The organism is Streptomyces sp. M2CJ-2 (assembly GCF_016757295.1).
In the GTDB taxonomy this organism is placed as follows: domain Bacteria; phylum Actinomycetota; class Actinomycetes; order Streptomycetales; family Streptomycetaceae; genus Streptomyces.
The window spans coordinates 116,648-137,445 of record NZ_JAESIF010000008.1 but is presented as its reverse complement, the minus strand read 5'-3'; the positions used below and the strand labels follow the sequence as shown (position 1 = coordinate 137,445).

Below are 20,798 nucleotides of genomic sequence, written 5' to 3'. Positions count from 1 at the left end.
CCCAGGGGCCCATACACCCGGGCCACCCTCACCGTCGATAACTCCTTGCGGTCATTGCCGCACTCTCCGGAGCGGAAATAACGTAACGGGCGTGATGTTTCCGGTTGCTGTCGAAAGTCAGGAATGCGCGCAATTCCGCGCTCCGGTTGAGCCCTGACACGCGCCGGCCTGCGGCGCGCCCGGCACGAGATGCCGCCAGACCTGGACCGCGGTCACGCCGCGTGTGACCGCCCGCCCCTTCAGGAGGCCGCTGTGACCACTCCGGTACGCCCTTTGCTCGACTGGTCCCCCGAGGCAGTCGTCTTCGACTGCGACGGCACGTTGATGGACAGCGAACGCCACTGGCAGGAAGCGCGTCGCCGGGCCTTCCGGAGCTTCGGGTTCAAGGCTCCGCCGGGGTTCGCGGAGCAGGCCAAGGGCGTGCACTACGCCCACTGCGGGCGGCTGATGGCGGAGTCGGTGCGCAAGCCCGAACTGACGGCCGACCTGACCGCCTCGCTCCTCGGCCACTTCCTGTCCCTCGTCGCCGACGACCCGGTGACGATGCCGGGCGCCGTCGAACTGGTGCGGCTGCTCTCCGGCCGGCTGCCCCTGGCGGTGGCCAGCAACTGCCCGCTGGAGGTGGTCGAGGAGAGCCTCGCCCGGGCCGGACTGCGGGAACGCTTCCAGCACGTCGTCGTTCCGTCCGAGGCACCGCGGGAGGCGGACGGCCCGGCCGGAGCGCCCGCGGCGGAAGCGGTACGGCCCAAGCCGTGGCCCGACGTCTACGCCGAGGCGGCCCGGCTGTGCGGTGTCCGTCCCGGGCGGGCGCTGGCGGTCGAGGACTCCCTGACCGGTGTGGAGTCGGCCCGCCGGGCCGGACTGCGGGTGCTCGGCGTCGGCCCCCGGCCGGACGGCGAGGACGGGGGAGGGGCCGACCTGTGGGTGACCTCCCTGGACGCTCCCGAGCTCCTGGCGTGGGCCCGGACCCGGGTGCCCGGTCCGGCCCCGGGCGGCGGAAGGGGACAGGACCCGTCGTGAGGGGCCCCTCGTGAAGGGCCCGTCCGGCCCGCGACGTCCGGCGAGGGCCTCCGGCGGAGGGCGTCAGTCGGTGAGGCCCAGGGCGCCCGCCGCCTGGATGGCGAGCCACACCTCCGTCAGGGCACCGGTGGAGGACAGGTCGCGGCCGGAGAGGGCGCCGAAGCGGCGCAGGCGGTAGGCGAGCGTGTTCGGGTGGATGTGCAGCGCCGCCGCGGCGGTCTCGGTGCGGCGGTCGCGCTCCATCCAGGTGCGGACGGAGAGGAGCAGCTGGGAGTCGTGGGCCGCGTCGTAGCGCAACACCTCGCCGAGCACGTGGTCGACCAGCGCGGTCAGCACCGCGGGGTCCTCGGGCAGCCAGCGGCCCGTCGCGTCGGCACCGTAACGGACCAGTGGGCGGGCCGACTCGACCGCCTTCGAGACCGCCCACAGGGCTTCGCGCTGGGCGACCTTCAGGGCCGCGCCCGGACGGAAGGGGCGGCTCATCCCGGCCGCCACGGCCGGCAGCCCGCCGATGGCGTCGGCCAGTTCCGGGGCGCCGAGCACATAACGGTCGCCGCCGCGGGTGAGCAGCAGGTGGGGATGGTCCTCGAGGCAGTGCAGCAGCGCCTCGTCGGGAGCGTGCCGGACCACGAACAGGACGGCGTCGCCCTCGATGGAGTGCCGGGCGAGCCTGCGGCGGGCGGCCGCCGGGTCGAGCACCTCCTGAAGCAGCTCCGCCAGGGTCTCGGCGCCCTCGCGGCGCAGTGTCTCGCGCTCGTTGCGCACCATCGCCACTTGCAGCGCCGCCACCGTGGCGATGTGTGCTGGACGACCGCCAGACCGGCGGGCTGGGCGCCCTGCCTCATCGCGCTGATCGGTGCCTGTCCACCGGCACGACCGCGCTGTACGGCACCGGGCTGGACTTCTGCAGCGTCTTCACCCGCTTCAGCCGCGTCCAGGTGGCGATCCTCATCGGCGTCCTGGCCATCAGTGTCCTTTCGGGGGACCACCGACTCCAGCCGGTGAGGGATCGAATCCGTCGCCGCGCCATGGAGTCGCGCGGCGGTGGATCATAAATATGAGTGTCCGTCAGAAGTGGTAGCGTTTTGGTTGTGGCTGGAGGAGATGCCCGGGAGTCGCTGAACCTGCGTGTCCCCCCGGAGCTGAAGCGGCAGGTCGAGGAGTACGCCCACCGGGCGGGCATCTCGATCAACGCCGCCGCGTGTGTCCTCCTGGCCGACGCCCTGCGCCTTGAGCGGAGGCGCCGGTCGTGATCCGCGCGTACAAGTTCCTCCTGCGACCCACAGCCCGTCAGTCGGTCGCGCTGGGCGAAATGCTGCGGGATCACTGCTCGCTGTACAACGCCGCACTCCAGGAGCGGCGGGACGCCTACCGGCACGCCTCGAAGACCACAGTCCGATACGGGGAGCAGTCGGCACAGCTGAAGGAGATCAGGGCGTTCGACCCGGAGCGTCAGGGCCGCTGGTCGTTCTCCTCCCAGCAGGCCACCCTGCGCCGCCTCGACAAGGCATTCCAGGCGTTCTTCCGCCGGATCAAGGCCCGGCAGACGCCGGGGTACCCCCGGTTCAAGGGCGTCGGGCACTTCGACACCGTCGTCTTTCCGAAGGACGGCGACGGCTGCCGCTGGGACTCCACCCCCAACGACCGGCACACCCGTGTCCGCCTCCAGGACGTCGGGCACGTCCGTGTCCACCAGCACCGGCCGGTCGAGGGCCGCGTCAAGACCGTCTCCGTAAAGCGCGAAGGCAAGAACTGGTACGTGGTCCTCGCCTGCGACAACGTGCCCGCCGGCCCTCTTCCAGCCACGGGCGCGGCCATCGGCATCGACATGGGCGTCACATACTTCCTCACCACCTCCGACGGCGAACACGTCCCCAACCCCCGCTTCCTCAAAGCGGCGGCGGAGGACCTGACCGAAGCACAGCGGCATCTCGCGACGTTCCCGAAACGCACCCGGCAGCGCACGAAGAAGCACCGGGCCGCCGCCCGCCGTGTCGCGAAGATCCACGCGAAGATTCGCCGCCAACGCCTCGACCACACCCACAAGACCGCCCGCCACCTCGTGGCCGGGCACGACACGATCGCCCACGAAAGACTCAACACCGCGGGCATGACCCGCGCTCCGAAACCGAAGCCCGACCCGGACCGGCCCGGCGTGTTCCTGCCCAACCAGCGGGCCGCGAAGGCCGGACTCAACCGATCCATCCTCGACGCGGGTTGGGGGGGTGTTCCTCGCGATCCTCACCCACAAGGCTGAAAGCGCCGGTCGGACCGTCATTGCCGTGGAGCCCCGCAACACCTCCCGCACCTGCCCCGAGTGCGGGCATGTCGCAGCGGAGAACCGCACCACTCAGGCAAAGTTCCAGTGCACGGCGTGTGGGTTCACCTCGAACGCGGACCACGTCGGCGCGGTGAACATCCTCAACAGGGCCGGGCTGGCCCTCTGTGCGGCGGCCTAGCCACTGACACAGGAAGCCCGCCGCTTTGGCGGTGGGTGGAGTCACCGTGTTCATCTTCGTCGGCCGGTTCTGGCTGAACCTCACGCAGTCGATCTCCACCTTCGCCACCCTGATCATCACCTGCACCGCGCCGTGGATGATCGTGATGGCCCTCGGCTACGTCACCCGCCGGGGCTGGTACGACCCGGAGGCGCTCCAGGTCTTCAACCAGCGCCGCACGGGCGGGCGCTACTGGTTCAGCCACGGCTGGAACTGGCGCGGCCTGGCCACCTGGCTGGTCTCCGCCGCGGTGGCCCTGCTCTTCACCAACCTGCCCGGCCAGTTCGTCGGACCGCTCGGCAACCTGGCCGACGGCATGGACATCTCGCTGCCGGTCGGTCTGGTCCTCGCGGCGGTGCTCTACCTGGTCCTCCTCGCCCTGTTCCCCGAGCCGCGCGGGGTGTACGGACCGGCGGGACCCCGCCTCGTGCGGGCCTCCGACGCCGAGGTCCTGCCGATCAGCGGCGGCCCGCAGGAGGCGCAGGAGGCACCGGCGGAGCCGGCACCGGTCGGTTGACCCGTCCGGACGGCCGAACCGCGCGCCGTGGACCACGGGGCGGGCCCGCGCAACCGCGGGCCCGCCCCGTCGGCTTTCCCCGGCGGACGGGGCGGCGCGGTCACTCGGCCGCGTCGGTGATCCCGAGTCGCAGATGCTCCACGTGGTACACGGCCTGGTCGAGCAGGCTGGCGACATGGTGGTCGTGCAGCGCGTACACGACGGAGCGGCCCCGGCGTTCGCCCACCACCAGGCCGAGGTTGCGCAACAGCCGCAGCTGGTGCGAGCACGCCGACTGCTCCATGCCCACCTCCGCGGCCAACTCCGTGGCCGGCAGCGGTCCTTCGCGCAGCCGGGCCAGGATCAGCAGCCGGGACGGGGTGGACAGGGCCTGAAGCGTGGTGGCGACCTTCGCGACGTTGTCCGCGTCCAGACGGACGCGCTCGGCGTCGCCCTGCGCGGGGATGACGGCTCCATGACCCATGCGGACATCCTACTCAGTGCGCATGTAGGCATGAACGAGTCTTCATGTGTTCCTGTATGGTGCTGCGCGTGTCCGTGACTCTCGCTCCCACGTCCCCGTCGTCCGCCGGTGCCCCGGTGGCGCGGCGCCGCACCCGCGCCCTCGCCCTGCCGGAGGCGCGCTGGGCCCTGGCCGCGCTCGTCGCCTTCCTGCTCGGTCTCGCGCTCGATCTCGGCGGTGCGCCGGTCTGGGCGTGGGGGCTCCTGTACGCGGTCGCCTACGGGTGCGGCGGCTGGGAACCGGCCCTCGAAGGACTCCGGGCGCTGCGTGAGAAGACCCTCGACGTCGACCTGCTGATGATCGTCGCCGCGCTGGGTGCCGCCGCGATCGGCCAGGTCTTCGACGGCGCCCTGCTGATCGTCATCTTCGCCACCTCGGGCGCCCTGGAGGCCCTGGCCACCGCCCGCACCGCCGACTCCGTGCGCGGCCTGCTCGACCTCGCGCCCACCACGGCGACCCGGCTGACCGGCACCGGCGAGGAGTCCGTACCCACCGCCGAACTCACCCCCGGCGACGTCCTGCTGGTCCGCCCCGGAGAGCGCATCGGCGCCGACGGCACCGTCCTGGACGGCGTCAGCGAGGCCGACCAGGCCACCATCACCGGCGAGTCGCTGCCGGTCGTCAAGCGCCCGGCGACGAGGTCTTCGCCGGCACCCTCAACGGCACCGGCGCCCTGAAGGTCCGCGTCGAGCGCGACCCGGCCGACTCCGTGATCGCCCGCATCGTCGCCCTGGTCGAGGAGGCGTCCCGCACCAAGGCGCCGACCCAGCTCTTCATCGAGAAGGTCGAGCAGCGGTACTCGGTCGGCGTGGTCGTGGCCACCCTCGCCGTCTTCGGCATCCCGCTCGCCTTCGGCGAGAACCTCACCGACGCCCTGCTGCGCGCGATGACCTTCATGATCGTCGCCTCGCCGTGCGCGATCGTGCTCGCCACGATGCCGCCCCTGCTGTCCGCCATCGCCAACGCCGGACGGCACGGCGTACTGGTGAAGTCGGCCGTCGCCATGGAACGTCTCGGCGAGATCGACGCGGCGGCCCTCGACAAGACCGGCACCCTCACCGAGGGCGCCCCCGAGGTGACGGCGATACGCCCGCTGCCCGGTTCCGGCCTCGACGAGGACGCCCTGCTCGCCCTGGCCGCGTCCGCCGAGCACTCCAGCGAGCACCCGCTGGCCCGCGCCGTGGTGGCCGCCGCCCACGCCCGCGAGCTGCCCCTCACCCCCGCCGCGGACTTCACCGCCGTGCCCGGCCGCGGCGTCACCGCCACGGTGGCGGGCGCCGTGGTGACCGTCGGGCGCGCAGAGGCGGCAGAAGCAGCAGAGGCGGCAAAGGGGGCAGAGGCGGCAGAGGGGGAGGCGGTGGCCGACGGCGGGACCGTCGTCCGCGTCACCCGTGACGGCACCCCCGTGGGCACCCTCGTCCTCACCGACCGCCTCCGCCCCGACGCCCCCGGGGCAGCCGCCGCACTGACCGCGCTCACCGGAACCGCGCCCGCCCTCCTCACCGGCGACAACGCGCGGGCCGCCGCACACGTGGCCGGCGCGACCGGTCTCACCGACGTCCGCGCCGGACTCCTGCCCGAGGACAAGGTGAACGCCGTCCGGGGTCTCCAGGACGCCGGCCGCAAGGTCCTCTTCGTCGGTGACGGCGTCAACGACGCGCCCGCCCTCGCCGCCGCCCACACGGGCGTCGCCATGGGACGCGCGGGGTCCGACCTGGCCCTGGAGACGGCGGACGCGGTCGTCGTGCGGGACGAGCTCGCGGCCGTGCCCGCGGTCGTACGGCTGTCCCGGACCGCCCGCCGCCTGGTCGTGCAGAACCTCGTCATCGCGGGCACGGCCATCACCGTCCTGGTCCTGTGGGACCTGATCGGCCACCTTCCGCTCCCGCTCGGCGTCGCCGGCCACGAGGGCTCGACCGTACTGGTCGGCCTCAACGGACTGCGGCTGCTGCGCGAGTCGGCATGGCGAACCGGGGCGGCGCAGACCGACTGAGGTTCACGGAGGTTCATGTCGGATTCCTGCGAGCCCCCGCCCGCCCCGTCCCCGATGCTGGACCCATGCAGAAGGGGATGCACACCGACACCGAACGCTGCGTGCGGGCCGTCCGGTCCAAGGACGCGCGGTTCGACGGCTGGTTCTTCACCGCCGTCCTGACCACCGGCATCTACTGCCGGCCCAGCTGCCCGGCGGTACCGCCCAAGCCCGAGAACATGGTCTTCCAGCCGAGCGCGGCGGCCTGCCAGCAGGCGGGGTTCCGGGCCTGCAAGCGGTGCCGGCCCGACACCAGCCCCGGATCCCCGGAGTGGAACCGGCGTGCCGACGCCGTGGCCCGTGCCATGCGGCTGATCGCCGACGGGACCGTGGACCGGGAGGGCGTGCCCGGCCTCGCCGCCCGGCTCGGCTACAGCACCCGGCAGGTGGAACGCCAACTGCTCGCCGAACTGGGCGCGGGCCCCCTCGCCCTCGCCCGGGCCCAGCGCGCCCAGACCGCGCGGCTGCTCATCGAGACGACGGCCCTGCCGATGACGGAGATCGCCTTCGCCGCCGGGTTCTCCTCCGTCCGCTCCTTCAACGACACGGTGCGCGAGGTCTTCGCCCTCGCCCCGAGCGACCTGCGCGCCCGCGCGCCGCAGCGGACTTCCGGCAACCCCACGAGCACCCCCGGCGCGCTGTCCCTGCGCCTGCCGTTCCGCGCGCCGCTCAACCCCGACAACCTCTTCGGCCACCTCGCCGCGACCGCCGTACCCGGCGTGGAGGAGTGGAAGGACGGCGCCTACCGGCGCACGCTGCGGCTGCCGTACGGGCACGGCGTCGTGGCCCTGGCCCCGCGGCCCGACCACATCGCCTGCCGCCTCACCCTCACCGACCCGCGCGACCTCACCGTCGCCATCAGCCGCTGCCGCCGGCTCCTCGACCTGGACGCCGACCCGGTGGCCGTCGACGACCGGCTGCGCACCGACCCGGTGCTCGCACCCCTGGTCGACAAGGCGCCCGGCCGCCGGGTCCCGCGTACGGTCGACGAGGCGGAGTTCGCCGTCCGGGCCGTGCTCGGCCAGCAGGTCTCCACGGCCGCCGCCCGCACCCACGCGGCCCGCCTGGTCACCGCGCACGGCGAGCCGGTGGACGACCCGGACCCCGAAGGAGGCCTCACCCACCTCTTCCCTTCGCCCGAGGCACTGGCCGCCCTGGACCCCGAGACCCTGGCCATGCCCCGCACCCGCCGGACCACCTTCACCACCCTGGTCCGCGAACTCGCCGACGGCGGCCTCCGGCTGGGCGTCGGGAGCGACTGGCCCGAGACCCGCGAGAAGCTCCTCGCCCTCCCCGGCTTCGGCCCCTGGACGGCCGACGTCATCGCCATGCGCGCCCTGGGCGACCCCGACGCCTTCCTCCCCACCGACCTCGGCATCCGCCGCGCCGCCCGCGAACTCGGTCTGCCGTCCACCCCGGCCGCGCTCACCGCACGCGCGGCGGCCTGGCGGCCCTGGCGGGCGTACGCGGTCCAGTACCTGTGGGCGACGGACAGCCACCCGATCAACTTCCTGCCGGCGTAACGAAACAGAGAGTCACAGCCGATGAAACAGCACACCGTGATCGACAGCCCCTACGGCCTGCTGACGCTCGTCGCCGACGACGGCGTCCTGTGCGGCCTCTACATGACCGACCAGCGCCACCGCCCCCAGGAGGAGACCTTCGGAGACCGCGACGACACCGTCTGCCCCGCGGCGAAGGAACAGCTGAAGGCCTACTTCGCGGGCGAGTTGAAGGAGTTCACCCTCGAACTGCGCCTGCACGGCACCCCGTTCCAGCGTCGCGTCTGGGACCAGCTGACGCGCATCCCGTACGGCGAGACCCGCTCCTACGGCCAACTCGCCGACGTCCTCGGCAACCCCAAGGCCTCCCGCGCGGTCGGCCTCGCCAACGGCCGCAACCCGATCGGCATCATCGTCCCCTGCCACCGTGTCATCGGCGCGAGCGGCGGCCTCACCGGCTACGGCGGCGGCCTGGCCCGCAAGCAGCGCCTGCTGGACTTCGAGCGGGGAACGGCCCTGTTCTGAGCGGCGATCCGGGCTGTCCCACGATCCGGGCTAGGTCGCGATCCGGCCGAGCAGCGCGGGCAGGGCCGTGCCGATCGGCTCCCGGATGATCTCGTCGGCGCGGTCGTCGTACGGCGTCGGCTCGGCGTTGACGATGACGAGCCGGGCACCGTGGTCGGCGGCGACGCCCGCGAGGCCGGCGGCGGGATGGACCTGGAGGCTGGTGCCGACGGCGATGAAGACGGTGCAGGCCTTGCTGATCGCGAGCGCGTCGCCGAGCACCACAGGGTCGAGCCGCTCGCCGAACATCACCGTCGCCGACTTGAGGATCCCGCCGCACACCAGGCACGGCGGGTCCTCCTCCCCGGCCTCGACCCGGGCGAGCGCGTCCTCCATGGGGCTTCGGGCCCGGCAGCCCGTGCACACCACACCGCGTACCGTGCCGTGCAGCTCGAGCACCTTGCGGGCGGGCATCCCGGCGAGCTGGTGCAGCCCGTCCACGTTCTGCGTGATCACCCGCACCGGCACCCCGGACCGCTCCAGCTCGGCCACGGCCCGGTGCGCGGCGTTCGGCTCCGCCGCGAGCGCGCGGTTCTTGCGCCGCATCTGCCAGGACCGGCGCCGGATGTCCGGGTCGCCCATGTAGTACTCGTACGTCACGAGCTTCTCGGCCTCCGGGTCCCGCCGCCACAGCCCGTTCGGGCCCCGGTAGTCGGGGATGCCGGAGTCGGTGCTGACGCCGGCACCGCTGAGAAGGGCGACGAGAGGCTTGCTCATGCAGCCGAGGGTAGGCGGACGCCGACCGTCGCGGCGAGCCGATATCCACGGGCGGGGCACCGGGCGGGCACGGGTCAGTGCACCCGGTGCCCGTTCTCCAGCTCGGCGGTGTCCGAGCCGTCGGCGAGGACGTCCAGGGCGACCAGCACCCGGCGCCCCAGGGAACCCTGGAGGTACCCGGCCAGCTCCTCGCGCGGTACGAGCCGCCAGGACAGCAGCTCCTCCTCCTGCAACCGGATCGCCGCGAGGTCGTCCGCGCCGAGCACCCCGCCGTCGTACAGGTACGCCACCATCGGGGGGCGTCCGGGCCACCGCACCCAGTCCACCGCGAGCAGCCGCCCGAGCGGCCGGTCGAGCCCGATCTCCTCGGCCGTCTCGCGCCGCGCACCCTGCCGCGGGGTCTCCCCGTCGTCCGACTCGATCGTGCCGCCGGGCAGCGTCCACCCCTCCCGGTAGTTCGGCTCGACGAGCAGCACCCGGCCCTCGTCGTCCCGGAAGAGGGCGGCCGCGCCGGCGAAGATCCGGGGGAGCGAGGCGAGGTAGGCGGCGAAGTCCTGAACGTCCTGCGTGGTGGTCATACAGGCAGGGTAGTGGCGCCGGGGAACGCCACCGTGGCGACCGGAGCGGCCCGACCAGGGCGCACGGCAGCACACCCCGGTCCCGGGCTCGACACCGGACGGCGCACGCGCCGGGGCGCACGAGCCGCCGGCTGCACCGCCCGTATCCGGAGCCGGGATCAGGACGCTGCCCGTGCCAGCCGCAGCGTCCGCTCCGCCAGCTCGCTGATGCGTACCCCGTCGAAGCCGAAGACCGCGCTGCGTACCGTGTCCTGAAGGGGGTCCTTCCATTGGTTCGGAACGGCCGACGCGCCGCACAGGACGCCGGCCACCGAGCCCGCCGTCGCCCCGTTGGAGTCGGTGTCCAGGCCACCGCGCACGGTCAGGGCGACGGTGCGGGTGAAGTCACCGTCGCCGTACAGCAGACCGGCGGTGAGGACGGCGGCGTTCGGGACGGTGTGGATCCAGCCGAGGCCCGCCGTCTCCTCCTCGACGGTGGCGAGCGTGTCCTCCCAGGCCAGCCCGGTGTCGTGCAGGGCGCATACCCTGCGCACGGTGCGGGCCAGGCGGCAGCCCGCCGGGATCACCGTCAGCGCCTCGTCCACGGCGTGGCGCACCGTGGACGCCGTGAACGCCGCCGAGATCAGCGCCGCCGCCCACATCGCGCCGTAGACCCCGTTGCCGGTGTGCGACAGCACCGCGTCCCGGCGGGCCAGCGAGGCCGCGCGGCGCGGGGCGCCGGGGGACGTCCAGCCGTGGATGTCGGCGCGGATCAGGGCGCCGATCCACTCCTGGTACGGGTTGTCGTAGGTGGCCGTCAGCGGCGGCCTGCGGCCGTTCGCGAGGTTCCGGTACGCCGCGCGTTCCGCGGTGAACGTCTGCAGGTACGGCAGCCGCAGCAGCCACAGGTCGCCCACCTGCTCGGTGCTGAAGCCGAAGCCGTGGGTCTCCAGCAGGTGCAGGCCGAGGATCGCGTAGTCGACGTCGTCGTCCCGGCAGCTGCCGTGGACGCGGCCGCGGACGCAGGACCGCCACTCGGGGCGCAGGTCGCGGCGGTCGCTCTCGGCGAGCGGTTCGGGCAGGTAGTCGTCGAGGGGGAGGGCCGCCGCACGGCGCAGGTAGCGGTCGATGCGCTCACGGGTCCACACCTCGCCCTGCTCCACCGGCTTGCCCAGCATGTTGCCCGCGATCCGGCCCAGCCAGCCCCCGAGGACGCGGTCGGCGAGCCCCGGTCCCGTCTCCACAGCGGTCATGGGTCCGGTCTACCCGATTCCGGCCGCGACCGCGCCCTCCCGACCGGGCGTCCGCCGGTCCGGGGGGCGACGCCGCGGGTGCCCGCCGGTTAGGGTCGCAGGGGCGCGCGACCGGCCTCGACACGCGTACGGGACCCGGAGAACCCGGAGAACAAGGGGATTGCGAAAGTGGCGGACGCTGCAGTGAGCGGTACTCGGTCAGCACGGTCGGCACAGCGGGTGCTCGTCGCCGCGGACAAGTTCAAGGGGTCGCTGACGGCCGTGCAGGTCGCCGAGCGGGTGACGGCCGGGCTGCGTCGGGTGGTGCAGGACCTCGAGGTCGAGGCGCTGCCCGTGGCCGACGGCGGTGACGGCACGGTGGCGGCGGCGGTCGCGGCCGGCTTCGACCGGCGGGAGGTACGGGTCACCGGCCCCGTCGGCGACGAGGTGACGGCGGTCTTCGCGCTGCGCGGCGACACCGCCGTGGTGGAGATGGCGGAGGCCAGCGGGCTCCAGCGGCTTCCGGACGGCGTACCGGCACCGCTGACGGCGTCCACGTACGGTTCCGGCGAGCTGCTGCGGGCCGCGCTGGACGCGGGTGCGCGCACCCTGGTGTTCGGGGTCGGCGGCAGCGCCACCACGGACGGCGGCGCCGGCATGCTGGCCGCGCTGGGCGCCCGCTTCCTGAAAGCCGACGGTGAGCCGGTGGCGCCGGGCGGCGGCGGTCTCGCCGAGCTGGCCTCGGCCGATCTGTCGGGCCTGGACCCGCGTCTGGGCCGGGTCGAGTTCGTGCTCGCCAGCGACGTCGACAACCCGCTGACCGGCCCGAAGGGCGCCCCGGCGGTCTACGGGCCGCAGAAGGGTGCCTCGCCGCAGGACGTGGAGCGGCTGGACGCGGCGCTCGGGCACTTCGTGCGGGTGCTGGAGGAGTCGGCCGGGGTGAGGGCCGCCGCGGAGCTCGCCGGCTCGGCGGGCGCGGGTGCGGCCGGCGGCATCGGGCTCGGCGCGCTGCTCCTCGGGGCCGGGTTCCGGCCCGGTATCGAGGTGATGCTGGACGTCCTCGGATTCGCGCCCGCACTGGAGCGGGCCGACCTCGTGATCACCGGTGAGGGCTCGCTGGACGAGCAGACCCTGCACGGCAAGGCCCCGGCGGGGGTCGCCGCCGCGGCACGCGCCGCCGGCAAGGAGGTCGTCGCGGTGTGCGGGCGGCTCACCCTGTCGCCGGAGGCGCTGGGGCGGGCGGGGATCCGGCAGGCGTACGCGCTGACGGATCTCGAGCCGGACGTGGCGGCGTGCATCGCGCAGGCGGGACCGATCCTGGAGCGGACCGCGGAGCGGATCGCCCGGGACTTCCTGAGCTGAGGCCGCCCGGTCGCGCCGTGCCAGGGGGCTCCGCCACCCGCCACCCGACCGGCATCGGCAGGTGAGAAGGCCGCCGAAAAGCGAAGGGCCCCGAACCCAAGAACGGTTCGGGGCCCTTCGCAGTGCCGTTACGACTGTGCCGCCCGCGCCTCGCGGCGGTTGTCGCGGAAGTTGTTCACCCGGCGGGCCGTGGCGAACAGCGGGATCACCGCGCCCATCACCAGCTGCAGCGCGCACCCCGTCTGCAGCAGCAGCTGGCCGCTGGGGGCGTCGAAGGCCCACGCCGTCAGCATCCCCATGCTCAGCACGATCCAGGCCAGCATCGCCACCGCGAGGGGGCCCCGCGGCTTCGGGTACTCGACCCGGCTCACCATCAGCCAGGCGGTGCCCAGGACCGCCAGCACCGTCGCCACGAACGGCAGCTCCAGCAGCACGATCGAGACGACGGTCAGCGCGCCGAACGGTGACGGCATGCCCTGGAAGGTGCCGTCCTTGACCGTGACGCAGGAGAACCTCGCCAGCCTCAGCACCACCGCCAGCAGCACCACGATCGCGCTGACCGCGGCCACTCTCTGGTGCGCGTCGTCCGCGACCATGCCGTACACGAGGACGAAGTACGCCGGTGCCAGGCCGAAGCTGATCAGGTCCGAGAGGTTGTCCAGTTCCGCGCCCATCGGGGAGGAGCGCAGCTTCCGGGCCACCAGGCCGTCGAACAGGTCGAAGACGGCCGCGCACAGCATCAGGATCACGGCGGTGGCCGCGCTGTGACGAGCCATGCCGGACTCCTGGCTGCCCGTGAGGTGCGGGATCAGGATGCCGGTGGTGGTGAAGTACACGGCCATGAAGCCGCAGGTGGCGTTGCCGAGGGTGAGGGTGTCCGCTATCGACAGGCGGAGCGAGAGAGGCATCTCCTCCTCGTCGTCCTCCTCGTCGGCGTCGGGCACCCAGCCGGCCTGTGTCTCAGGATCAATCACGGTCAATTCGAGTCACCCCTGCCACGGTCTTCTGCCCCACCTCGACGTCGATCTCGACGCCCTCGGGCAGGTAGAGATCCACCCGGGAGCCGAACCGGATGAGGCCGATCCGGTCGCCCTGCTCGACCTTGGTGCCCTGGGGCACGTAGGGGACGATGCGGCGGGCCACCGCGCCGGCGATCTGGATCATCTCGATGTCACCGAGCTCGGTGTCGAAGTGCCAGACCACGCGCTCGTTGTTCTCGCTCTCCTTGTTGAAGGCGGGAACGAAGCCACCGGGGACGTGCTCGACCGACGTCACCGTGCCGGCCAGCGGCGCCCGGTTGACGTGGACGTTGAGCGGGCTCATGAAGATCGCGACACGGGTCCGGCCGTCCTTCCACGGCATGATGCTCTGCACCACACCGTCGGCGGGCGAGATGACCCGGCCCCGGGCGATCTCGCGCTCGGGGTCGCGGAAGAACCACAGCATCCCCGCCGCGAGAGCGGTGGCGGGGACGGCTACGGCCTTGGCGGCACCCGAGCGGCGGGCACGGACCAGGCTGACGGCTGCGGTGGCGACGGTCGGCAGAAGCCACGGCGATGCTCCGCGCGCGAGGCGTACACCGGCGAGGCTGTCGCGAGATGCAGAGGTTTTGCTGTGGGGCATGGATGACCTTCGTAGCGGATAGTGCCGCGCACTGACGGGGGACGGCGGCTTTCCGGCGATCGTAGCGGCTCCAGGTGACAACTGGGTAAGCCAGGCAGTCGAGTCGAAGGCCGGAGAGTGTTGACGGGGTGTGATCCGCTATTCCGAGAAAACACCCCGTATCCGGACATTCAGCCCTGGAATCGATACTCTTCGAGCAGTCTGCGACCGATGATCATTTTCTGGATCTCGGCGGTGCCCTCTCCGATCAGCAGCATCGGGGCCTCCCGGTAGAGGCGCTCGATCTCGTACTCCTTGGAGAAGCCGTACCCGCCGTGGATCCGGAAGGCGTCCTCGACGACCTCCTTGCAGTACTCGGACGCGAGGTACTTGGCCATCCCCGCTTCCAGGTCGTTTCGTTCGCCGGAGTCCTTTTTGCGTGCGGCGTTCACCATCATCGCATGCGCGGCCTCCACCTTGGTGGCCATCTCCGCGAGTTTGAACTGAATGGCCTGGTGGTGGGCGATCTGCTTGCCGAAAGTGTGACGCTGCTGGGCGTACTGGACACCGAGTTCGAACGCACGCTGGGCGACGCCGCAGCCACGCGCCGCCACATTGACGCGGCCGACCTCCACGCCGTCCATCATTTGGTAAAAACCGCGGCCGGTGACCCCGCCGAGCACCCGGTCGGCCGGAATCCGCAGGCCGTCCATGATGAGCTCGGTGGTGTCGACCCCCTTGTAGCCCATCTTGTCGATCTTGCCGGGGATGGTGAGACCGGGGCGGACCTCGCCGAAGCCGGGCTCCTTCTCCACCAGGAAGGTCGTCATCGACCTGTGGGGTGCCGTTCCCTCCGGGTGTCCTTCGTCACTGCGGACCAGAACGGCCACCAGGGACGACGTACCGCCGTTCGTCAGCCACATCTTCTGGCCGTTCAGGACGTAGCTGTCGCCGTCCTTCACCGCCTTCGAGGTGATCGCCGACACGTCCGAGCCCAGGGCCGGCTCCGACATGGAGAAGGCGCCGCGGATGTCGCCGGCCGCCATGCGCGGCAGGAAGTGGTCCTTCTGCTCCTGCGTGCCGTGCTGCTTGAGCATGTACGCCACGATGAAGTGCGTGTTGATGATGCCGGACACCGACATCCAGCCGCGGGCGATCTCCTCCACGCACAGCGCGTAGGTCAGCAGCGACTCGCCCAGACCCCCGTACTCCTCGGGGATCATCAGGCCGAACAGGCCGAGCTCCTTCAGGCCGTCGACGATCTGCTGCGGGTACTCGTCGCGGTGCTCCAGCTCGGTCGCGACCGGGATGATCTCCTTGTCCACGAAGTCCCGGACGGTGGAGAGGATCTCCTGCTGGATGTCCGTGAGGCCGTGGGTCTGGGCGAGACGGCTCATCTACTTCCCCTGTTCCTTCGGTTCGGGGCGGCCCGGCTGCTCGCCGCCGCGCTCCTTGATGTACGTCTCGGTCGGCACCATCACCTTGCGGCGGAAGACGCAGACGAGGGTGCCGTCCTGCTTGTGGCCCCTGGTCTCGACGTGGACGATGCCCCGGTCGTTCTTCGACTTCGACGGCCACTTGTCGAGCACGGTCGTCTCGCCGTAGATCGTGTCGCCGTGGAAGGTCGGCGCCACGTGCTTGAGCGACTCGATCTCCAGGTTGGCGATCGCCTTGCCGGAGACGTCCGGCACCGACATGCCGAGCAGCAGCGAGTAGATGTAGTTGCCGACCACCACGTTCTTGCCGAAGTCCGTCGTCTTCTCGGCGTAATGGGCGTCCATGTGGAGCGGGTGGTGGTTCATGGTGAGGAGGCAGAACAGGTGGTCGTCGTACTCGGTGACCGTCTTGCCGGGCCAGTGCTTGTACACCGCCCCGACCTCGAACTCCTCGTAGGTGCGTCCGAACTGCATGGCCGTCACGCCTCCGGGATCTCGAACTTGCTGGTGCGCCGCATACCGGCGGCGCGGCCCTTGCCCGCGATGACCAGGGCCATCTTGCGGCTGGCCTCGTCGATCATCTCGTCGCCGAGCATCGCGGAGCCCTTCTTGCCGCCCGCCTCGGAGGTGCAGTACTCGTACGCGTCCAGGATCAGCTCGGCGTGGTCGTAGTCCTCCTGGGAGGGCGAGAAGACCTCGTTGGCGGCGTCGACCTGGCCGGGGTGCAGCACCCACTTGCCGTCGAAGCCGAGGGCGGCGGCGCGGCCGGCGACCTCGCGGAAGCCGTCGACGTTGCGGATCTGGAGGTAGGGGCCGTCGATCGCCTGGAGGTTGTTGGCGCGGGCGGCCATCAGGATCTTCATCAGGATGTAGTGGTAGGCGTCCGCCGGGTAGCCGGGCGGCTGCTCGCCCACGACCAGGGACTTCATGTTGATGGACGCCATGAAGTCGGCCGGGCCGAAGATGATGGTCTCGACGCGCGGGGACGCCTGCGCGATCTCGTTGACGTTGTTCAGGCCCTGGGCGTTCTCGATCTGGGCCTCGATGCCGATCCGGCCGACCTCGAAGCCCATCGTCTTCTCGATCTGCGTCAGCAGCAGGTCCAGGGCCACGACCTGCCGCGCGTCCTGGACCTTCGGCAGCATGATGCAGTCCAGGTTCGGGCCGGCGCCCTCCACCACGGTGACGACGTCGCGGTACGTCCACTCGGTCGTCCAGTCGTTGACGCGCACGACGCGGGTCTTGCCGGTCCAGTCGCCCTCGTTGAGGAACTTGACGATGGTGTGCCGCGCCTCGGGCTTGGCGAGCGGTGCGCAGGCGTCCTCCAGGTCGAGGAAGACCTGGTCCGCCGGGAGGCCCTGCGCCTTCTCCAGGAAGCGCGGGTTCGAGCCCGGTACCGCGAGACACGAGCGGCGGGGACGAAGGCGATTGACGGTCGTCATGCGGGGACCTCCAGGGGGTCGAGCTTGTTCGCGTTCCGGATCTCGTCGACGATCCGGCCGATGATGCCGGTGATGTCGAAGTCCTTCGGGGTGAAGACCGCGGCGACTCCCGCGGCCCGCAGTTCTTCGGCGTCACCGTTCGGGATGATGCCACCGGCGATCACCGGTATATCTGTGGCACCGGCCACATGGAGGCGTTCCAGCACGTCCGGCACGAGCTGGGCGTGCGAGCCGGAGAGGATGGACAGGCCCACCGCGTGCACGTCCTCGGCGAGGGCGGCGTCCACGATCTGCTCCGGGGTGAGCCGGATGCCCTGGTAGACCACCTCGAACCCGGCGTCGCGGGCCCGCACGGCGATCTGCTCGGCGCCGTTGGAGTGGCCGTCCAGGCCGGGCTTGCCGACCAGGAACCGCAGCTTGCCGACGCCCAGGTCCTTGGCCGTCAGGTCCACCTTGCGGCGCACCTCGGACAGGGCCGAGCCCTCCTCGGCGGCGACCGCGACCGGCGCCGACGAGACGCCGGTCGGCGCGCGGAACTCGCCGAACACCTCGCGCAGGGCCCCGGCCCACTCGCCGGTCGTGGCGCCGGCGCGGGCGCACTCCAGGGTGGCCTCCATCAGGTTCTCGGTGCCGCGTGCGGCCTCCTTCAGCCTCTCCAGCGCCTTGCAGGGGCGCGGGTGGTTGAAGGGCGGCTGGTAGCGGGTGTCGCGCCAGTTCCGCAGCGCGGCGACGACGCGCGCCTCCACCGCCGGGTCGACCGTCTGGATCGCGGTGTCCAGGTCGGCGGTCAGCGGGTTCGGCTCGGTGCCCTCGAAGGCGTTGACGCCGATGATCTTCTCCTGGCCCGACTCGATCCGGGCCCGGCGCTCGGCGTGCGAGGCGACCAGCTGCGACTTCAGGTAGCCGGACTCGACGGCGGCCATCGCGCCGCCCATCTCCTGGATGCGCTCGATCTCCGCGAACGCCGACTCGACCAGCTCGTCGACCTTCGCCTCGATCACCTTCGAGCCCTCGAAGATGTCCTCGTACTCCAGCAGGTCGCTCTCGTGCGCCAGCACCTGCTGGATGCGCAGCGACCACTGCTGGTCCCAGGGCCGGGGCAGGCCCAGCGCCTCGTTCCAGGCCGGCAGCTGCACGGCACGCGCGCGGGCGTCCTTGGAGAGGGTGACGGCCAGCATCTCGAGCACGATCCGCTGGACGTTGTTCTCCGGCTGCGCCTCGGTCAGGCCCAGGGAGTTGACCTGGACGCCGTAGCGGAACCGGCGGTGCTTGGGGTTCTCGATGCCGTACCGCTCACGGGTGATGCGGTCCCAGATCCGGCCGAAGGCGCGCATCTTGCACATCTCCTCGATGAAGCGGACGCCCGCGTTCACGAAGAAGGAGATGCGGCCGACGACGTCGCCCATGCGCTCCTGCGGCACCTGGCCGCTGTCGCGCACCGCGTCCAGCACGGCGATCGCGGTGGACATCGCGTACGCGATCTCCTGCACCGGCGTGGCGCCCGCCTCCTGCAGGTGGTAGCTGCAGATGTTGATCGGGTTCCACTTGGGGAGGTGGGAGACCGTGTACGCGATCATGTCCGTCGTCAGGCGGAGCGACGGCCCCGGAGGGAAGACGTGCGTCCCCCGGGACAGGTACTCCTTGACGATGTCGTTCTGGGTCGTGCCCTGGAGCTCGGTGACGTCCGCACCCTGCTCCTCCGCGACGACCTGGTAGAGCGCCAGCAGCCACATGGCCGTGGCGTTGATCGTCATCGAGGTGTTCATCTGTTCCAGGGGGATGTCCTGGAACAGCCGGCGCATGTCACCGAGGTGCGCGACCGGCACGCCGACCCGGCCGACCTCGCCGCGGGCGAGGACGTGGTCGGAGTCGTACCCGGTCTGGGTCGGCAGGTCGAAGGCGACCGACAGGCCCGTCTGGCCCTTGGCGAGGTTGCGCCGGTACAGCTCGTTGGACGCCTCGGCCGTGGAGTGACCGGCGTACGTGCGCATGAGCCACGGCCGGTCCCGTTCCCTTCGCGCCTGCGGCGCGGTCTGACGCTCAGTCATCCGGCAGCCCTCAGATGTTCCGGAAGCGGTTGATGGCGTCGACGTGCCGCGCGCGCATCTCCTCGTCGCGCACGCCCAGGCCCTCCTCGGGGGCCAGGCACAGCACGCCGACCTTGCCCTGGTGCAGGTTGCGGTGCACGTCGTACGCGGCCTGACCGGTGTCCTCGAGGGAGTACACCTTCGACAGCGTCGGGTGGATCTTGCCCTTGGCGATCAGGCGGTTGGCCTCCCAGGCCTCGCGGTAGTTGGCGAAGTGGGAGCCGATGATCCGCTTCAGCGACATCCACAGGTAGCGGTTGTCGTACTGGTGGTCGTAGCCGGAGGTCGACGCGCAGGTGACGATGGTGCCGCCCTTGCGCGTGACGTACACCGAGGCGCCGAAGGTCTCGCGGCCCGGGTGCTCGAAGACGATGTCGACGTCCTCGCCGCCGGTGAGTTCGCGGATGCGCTTGCCGAGGCGCTTCCACTCGCGCGGGTTCTGGGTGTGCTCGTCCGACCAGAACTTGTAGTCCTCGGCGCTGCGGTCGATGATCAGCTCGGCGCCCATCCTCCGGCAGATCTCGGCCTTCTGCTCGCTGGAGACCACGCAGATCGGGGTGGCGCCGCCGGCCAGCGCGAACTGGGTGGCGTACGAGCCCAGGCCGCCGCTGGCGCCCCAGATCAGCACGTTGTCGCCCTGCTTCATCTGGGCGCCGTTGCGGGAGACCAGCTGGCGGTAGGCGGTGGAGTTGACCAGGCCCGGGGCGGCGGCCTCCTCCCAGCTGAGGTGGCCCGGCTTGGGCATCAGCTGGTTGGACTTGACCAGGGCGATCTCGGCGAGGCCGCCGAAGTTGGTCTCGAAGCCCCAGATGCGCTGCTCGGGGTCGAGCATCGTGTCGTTGTGTCCGTCGGAGGACTCCAGCTCGACGGAGAGGCAGTGTGCGACGACCTCGTCGCCGGGCTGCCAGGCGTTGACGCCGGGGCCGGTGCGCAGGACGACGCCCGCGAGGTCGGAGCCGATGATGTGGTAGGGCAGGTCGTGGCGCTTGGTGAGCTCGCTGACCTTGCCGTAGCGCTCCAGGAAGCCGAACGTCGACAGCGGCTCGAAGATCGAGGTCCACACCGAGTTGTAGTTGACCGAGGAGGCCATGACGGCCACCAGGGCCTCACCCGGGCCGAGTTCGGGCACGGGCACGTCGTCGAGGTGGATCGACTTGCGGGGGTCCTTGTCGCGGGTGGCGAGTCCGGAGAACATCTCCGTCTCGTCCTTGTGCACGGTGATCGCACGGTACGACTCGGGCAGCGGCAGGGCGGCGAAGTCCTCCGACGTGGAGTCGGGCGACTGGATCGCGGCCAGGATGTCCTTGACGGTCACGGTGTTGCCTCCGGCGATGAGCGGCCCTGATGAGGGAGGGGCGCTGAGGGTTACGTCGGTGCTGCTGAGGGTTCGAGGGGGTGCCGTCGGTTCGGCGGGGGTGGTGCTCCGGCAGCGCTTTGTGGCGCGGGAGGTGCCTGTGACGCAGGCGTCCGGGCGGGCAGGCCTGGAGAGGCTTGCTGGGACAGCCGGCGCACGAATGGTCTCTGCGCGCCGGCCGCCCGGACTCCTTCAACGTATGGCACGGCGTGACAGTACGCAAGGCACTGGGTGCCAGAAATCGGTCTCAGATGAAATCTTTACGTGACAAATGAGCGATGATCGATCGAACGGTGCCCGGAGGGGGTGCCAAAAGGGGCCCCGGCATGGCAAAACGGCCACCCCGGGGGGTGGCCGTCGTCACAGTGGTGGAG

Annotated in this window: 18 protein-coding genes and 3 pseudogenes; 9 read left to right on the top strand and 12 right to left on the bottom strand. The window is 71.5% G+C overall.

Annotation, left to right across the window (positions count from 1 at the left end; all coding sequences use genetic code 11):
* Positions 1–252 precede the first annotated feature (252 nt).
* A complete protein-coding gene (locus tag JL475_RS10090; RefSeq protein WP_202277100.1) occupies positions 253–1,020 on the top strand; it encodes an HAD family phosphatase in 768 nt (255 codons plus the stop codon).
* Positions 1,021–1,083: 63 nt separating this feature from the next.
* On the opposite strand, the gene JL475_RS10085 is transcribed toward JL475_RS10090, so the two are convergent.
* Positions 1,084–1,809 carry a helix-turn-helix domain-containing protein gene (locus JL475_RS10085; protein ID WP_307825009.1) on the bottom strand — a complete coding sequence of 242 codons (726 nt, stop codon included), beginning with the start codon at positions 1,807–1,809 and terminating at the stop codon, positions 1,084–1,086.
* Between the two features lie 11 nt (positions 1,810–1,820).
* Here JL475_RS10085 and JL475_RS39900 point away from each other — a divergent pair, with 11 nt between their 5' ends.
* The 4 genes and pseudogenes from JL475_RS39900 to JL475_RS10070 form a co-directional block, all read left to right on the top strand.
* Complete coding sequence (locus JL475_RS39900; protein WP_237406771.1) at positions 1,821–2,075, top strand: hypothetical protein; 255 nt, start codon at positions 1,821–1,823, stop codon at positions 2,073–2,075.
* A 36-nt stretch (positions 2,076–2,111) separates the two neighbouring features.
* Positions 2,112–2,273 (top strand): toxin-antitoxin system HicB family antitoxin, encoded by a 162-nt coding sequence (locus tag JL475_RS10080; RefSeq protein WP_202277099.1) that lies wholly within the window; start codon positions 2,112–2,114, stop codon positions 2,271–2,273.
* Positions 2,270–3,479: pseudogene (locus JL475_RS10075) on the top strand (RNA-guided endonuclease InsQ/TnpB family protein). Before JL475_RS10080 ends, JL475_RS10075 begins: the two are co-directional and overlap by 4 nt.
* Before the next feature lie 19 nt (positions 3,480–3,498).
* Positions 3,499–4,035 (top strand): annotated as a pseudogene (locus tag JL475_RS10070) (cytosine permease); the annotation flags it as partial.
* Between the two features lie 100 nt (positions 4,036–4,135).
* On the opposite strand, the gene JL475_RS10065 reads toward JL475_RS10070, so the two are convergent.
* The gene (locus tag JL475_RS10065) at positions 4,136–4,498 is read right to left on the bottom strand and encodes a metalloregulator ArsR/SmtB family transcription factor (RefSeq protein WP_202277098.1); all 363 of its coding nucleotides are present in this window, start codon (positions 4,496–4,498) and stop codon (positions 4,136–4,138) included.
* A 56-nt stretch (positions 4,499–4,554) separates the two neighbouring features.
* On the opposite strand from JL475_RS10065, the pseudogene JL475_RS10060 reads away from it, so the two are divergent.
* From JL475_RS10060 to JL475_RS10050, 3 genes and pseudogenes are all read left to right on the top strand, one after another.
* A pseudogene (locus tag JL475_RS10060) lies at positions 4,555–6,530 on the top strand (heavy metal translocating P-type ATPase).
* A 65-nt stretch (positions 6,531–6,595) separates the two neighbouring features.
* Positions 6,596–8,092 carry an AlkA N-terminal domain-containing protein gene (locus JL475_RS10055; RefSeq protein WP_272932914.1) on the top strand — a complete coding sequence of 499 codons (1,497 nt, stop codon included), beginning with the start codon at positions 6,596–6,598 and terminating at the stop codon, positions 8,090–8,092.
* 21 nt (positions 8,093–8,113) lie between these two features.
* A complete protein-coding gene (locus JL475_RS10050; protein ID WP_202277097.1) occupies positions 8,114–8,596 on the top strand; it encodes a methylated-DNA--[protein]-cysteine S-methyltransferase in 483 nt (160 codons plus the stop codon).
* Positions 8,597–8,626: 30 nt separating this feature from the next.
* Here JL475_RS10050 and JL475_RS10045 read toward each other — a convergent pair whose 3' ends face one another.
* The 3 genes from JL475_RS10045 to JL475_RS10035 form a co-directional block, all read right to left on the bottom strand.
* Positions 8,627–9,352, bottom strand: coding sequence for a Sir2 family NAD-dependent protein deacetylase (locus JL475_RS10045; protein ID WP_202277096.1), 726 nt, complete (start codon positions 9,350–9,352; stop codon positions 8,627–8,629).
* 74 nt (positions 9,353–9,426) lie between these two features.
* Positions 9,427–9,930: an NUDIX hydrolase gene (locus JL475_RS10040; RefSeq protein WP_202277095.1), complete on the bottom strand. Its 504-nt coding sequence runs from the start codon at positions 9,928–9,930 to the stop codon at positions 9,427–9,429.
* A gap of 158 nt (positions 9,931–10,088) precedes the next feature.
* Positions 10,089–11,162 (bottom strand): ADP-ribosylglycohydrolase family protein, encoded by a 1,074-nt coding sequence (locus JL475_RS10035; RefSeq protein ID WP_202277094.1) that lies wholly within the window; start codon positions 11,160–11,162, stop codon positions 10,089–10,091.
* A gap of 168 nt (positions 11,163–11,330) precedes the next feature.
* On the opposite strand from JL475_RS10035, the gene JL475_RS10030 reads away from it, so the two are divergent.
* Complete coding sequence (locus JL475_RS10030) at positions 11,331–12,503, top strand: glycerate kinase (protein WP_202277093.1); 1,173 nt, start codon at positions 11,331–11,333, stop codon at positions 12,501–12,503.
* 128 nt (positions 12,504–12,631) lie between these two features.
* Here JL475_RS10030 and pssA read toward each other — a convergent pair whose 3' ends face one another.
* The 7 genes from pssA to ccrA all read right to left on the bottom strand — a co-directional run bounded on the left by pssA (position 12,632) and on the right by ccrA (position 20,385).
* Entirely contained in the window at positions 12,632–13,447 is an 816-nt protein-coding gene (pssA, locus tag JL475_RS10025) for a CDP-diacylglycerol--serine O-phosphatidyltransferase (protein WP_202277200.1), read from the bottom strand.
* A 22-nt stretch (positions 13,448–13,469) separates the two neighbouring features.
* Complete coding sequence (locus JL475_RS10020; protein WP_109376283.1) at positions 13,470–14,126, bottom strand: phosphatidylserine decarboxylase; 657 nt, start codon at positions 14,124–14,126, stop codon at positions 13,470–13,472.
* A 170-nt stretch (positions 14,127–14,296) separates the two neighbouring features.
* Positions 14,297–15,502 (bottom strand): acyl-CoA dehydrogenase family protein, encoded by a 1,206-nt coding sequence (locus tag JL475_RS10015; RefSeq protein ID WP_202277092.1) that lies wholly within the window; start codon positions 15,500–15,502, stop codon positions 14,297–14,299.
* Positions 15,503–16,015 carry a MaoC family dehydratase gene (locus tag JL475_RS10010; protein WP_202277091.1) on the bottom strand — a complete coding sequence of 171 codons (513 nt, stop codon included), beginning with the start codon at positions 16,013–16,015 and terminating at the stop codon, positions 15,503–15,505. It abuts the gene before it with no gap.
* A gap of 5 nt (positions 16,016–16,020) precedes the next feature.
* Entirely contained in the window at positions 16,021–16,983 is a 963-nt protein-coding gene (locus JL475_RS10005; RefSeq protein ID WP_202277090.1) for a CoA ester lyase, read from the bottom strand.
* The gene (locus JL475_RS10000; RefSeq protein ID WP_202277089.1) at positions 16,980–19,031 is read right to left on the bottom strand and encodes a protein meaA; all 2,052 of its coding nucleotides are present in this window, start codon (positions 19,029–19,031) and stop codon (positions 16,980–16,982) included. The genes JL475_RS10005 and JL475_RS10000 overlap by 4 nt, the downstream gene beginning before the upstream one ends.
* A gap of 10 nt (positions 19,032–19,041) precedes the next feature.
* Positions 19,042–20,385 carry a crotonyl-CoA carboxylase/reductase gene (gene ccrA / locus JL475_RS09995; RefSeq protein WP_202277088.1) on the bottom strand — a complete coding sequence of 448 codons (1,344 nt, stop codon included), beginning with the start codon at positions 20,383–20,385 and terminating at the stop codon, positions 19,042–19,044.
* Positions 20,386–20,798 lie beyond the last annotated feature (413 nt).

Excerpts from the sequence above, each read along its gene's own strand:
- JL475_RS10065 (WP_202277098.1), bottom strand. The coding sequence starts at position 4,498 with ATGGGTCATGGAGCCGTCATCCCCGCGCAGGGCGACGCCGAGCGCGTC.
- JL475_RS10055 (WP_272932914.1), top strand. The coding sequence starts at position 6,596 with ATGCAGAAGGGGATGCACACCGACACCGAACGCTGCGTGCGGGCCGTC.
- JL475_RS10050 (WP_202277097.1), top strand. The coding sequence starts at position 8,114 with ATGAAACAGCACACCGTGATCGACAGCCCCTACGGCCTGCTGACGCTC.
- JL475_RS10045 (WP_202277096.1), bottom strand. The coding sequence starts at position 9,352 with ATGAGCAAGCCTCTCGTCGCCCTTCTCAGCGGTGCCGGCGTCAGCACC.
- JL475_RS10040 (WP_202277095.1), bottom strand. The coding sequence starts at position 9,930 with ATGACCACCACGCAGGACGTTCAGGACTTCGCCGCCTACCTCGCCTCG.
- JL475_RS10035 (WP_202277094.1), bottom strand. The coding sequence starts at position 11,162 with ATGACCGCTGTGGAGACGGGACCGGGGCTCGCCGACCGCGTCCTCGGG.
- JL475_RS10020 (WP_109376283.1), bottom strand. The coding sequence starts at position 14,126 with ATGCCCCACAGCAAAACCTCTGCATCTCGCGACAGCCTCGCCGGTGTA.
- JL475_RS10015 (WP_202277092.1), bottom strand. The coding sequence starts at position 15,502 with ATGAGCCGTCTCGCCCAGACCCACGGCCTCACGGACATCCAGCAGGAG.
- JL475_RS10010 (WP_202277091.1), bottom strand. The coding sequence starts at position 16,015 with ATGCAGTTCGGACGCACCTACGAGGAGTTCGAGGTCGGGGCGGTGTAC.
- JL475_RS10005 (WP_202277090.1), bottom strand. The coding sequence starts at position 16,983 with ATGACGACCGTCAATCGCCTTCGTCCCCGCCGCTCGTGTCTCGCGGTA.
- JL475_RS10000 (WP_202277089.1), bottom strand. The coding sequence starts at position 19,031 with ATGACTGAGCGTCAGACCGCGCCGCAGGCGCGAAGGGAACGGGACCGG.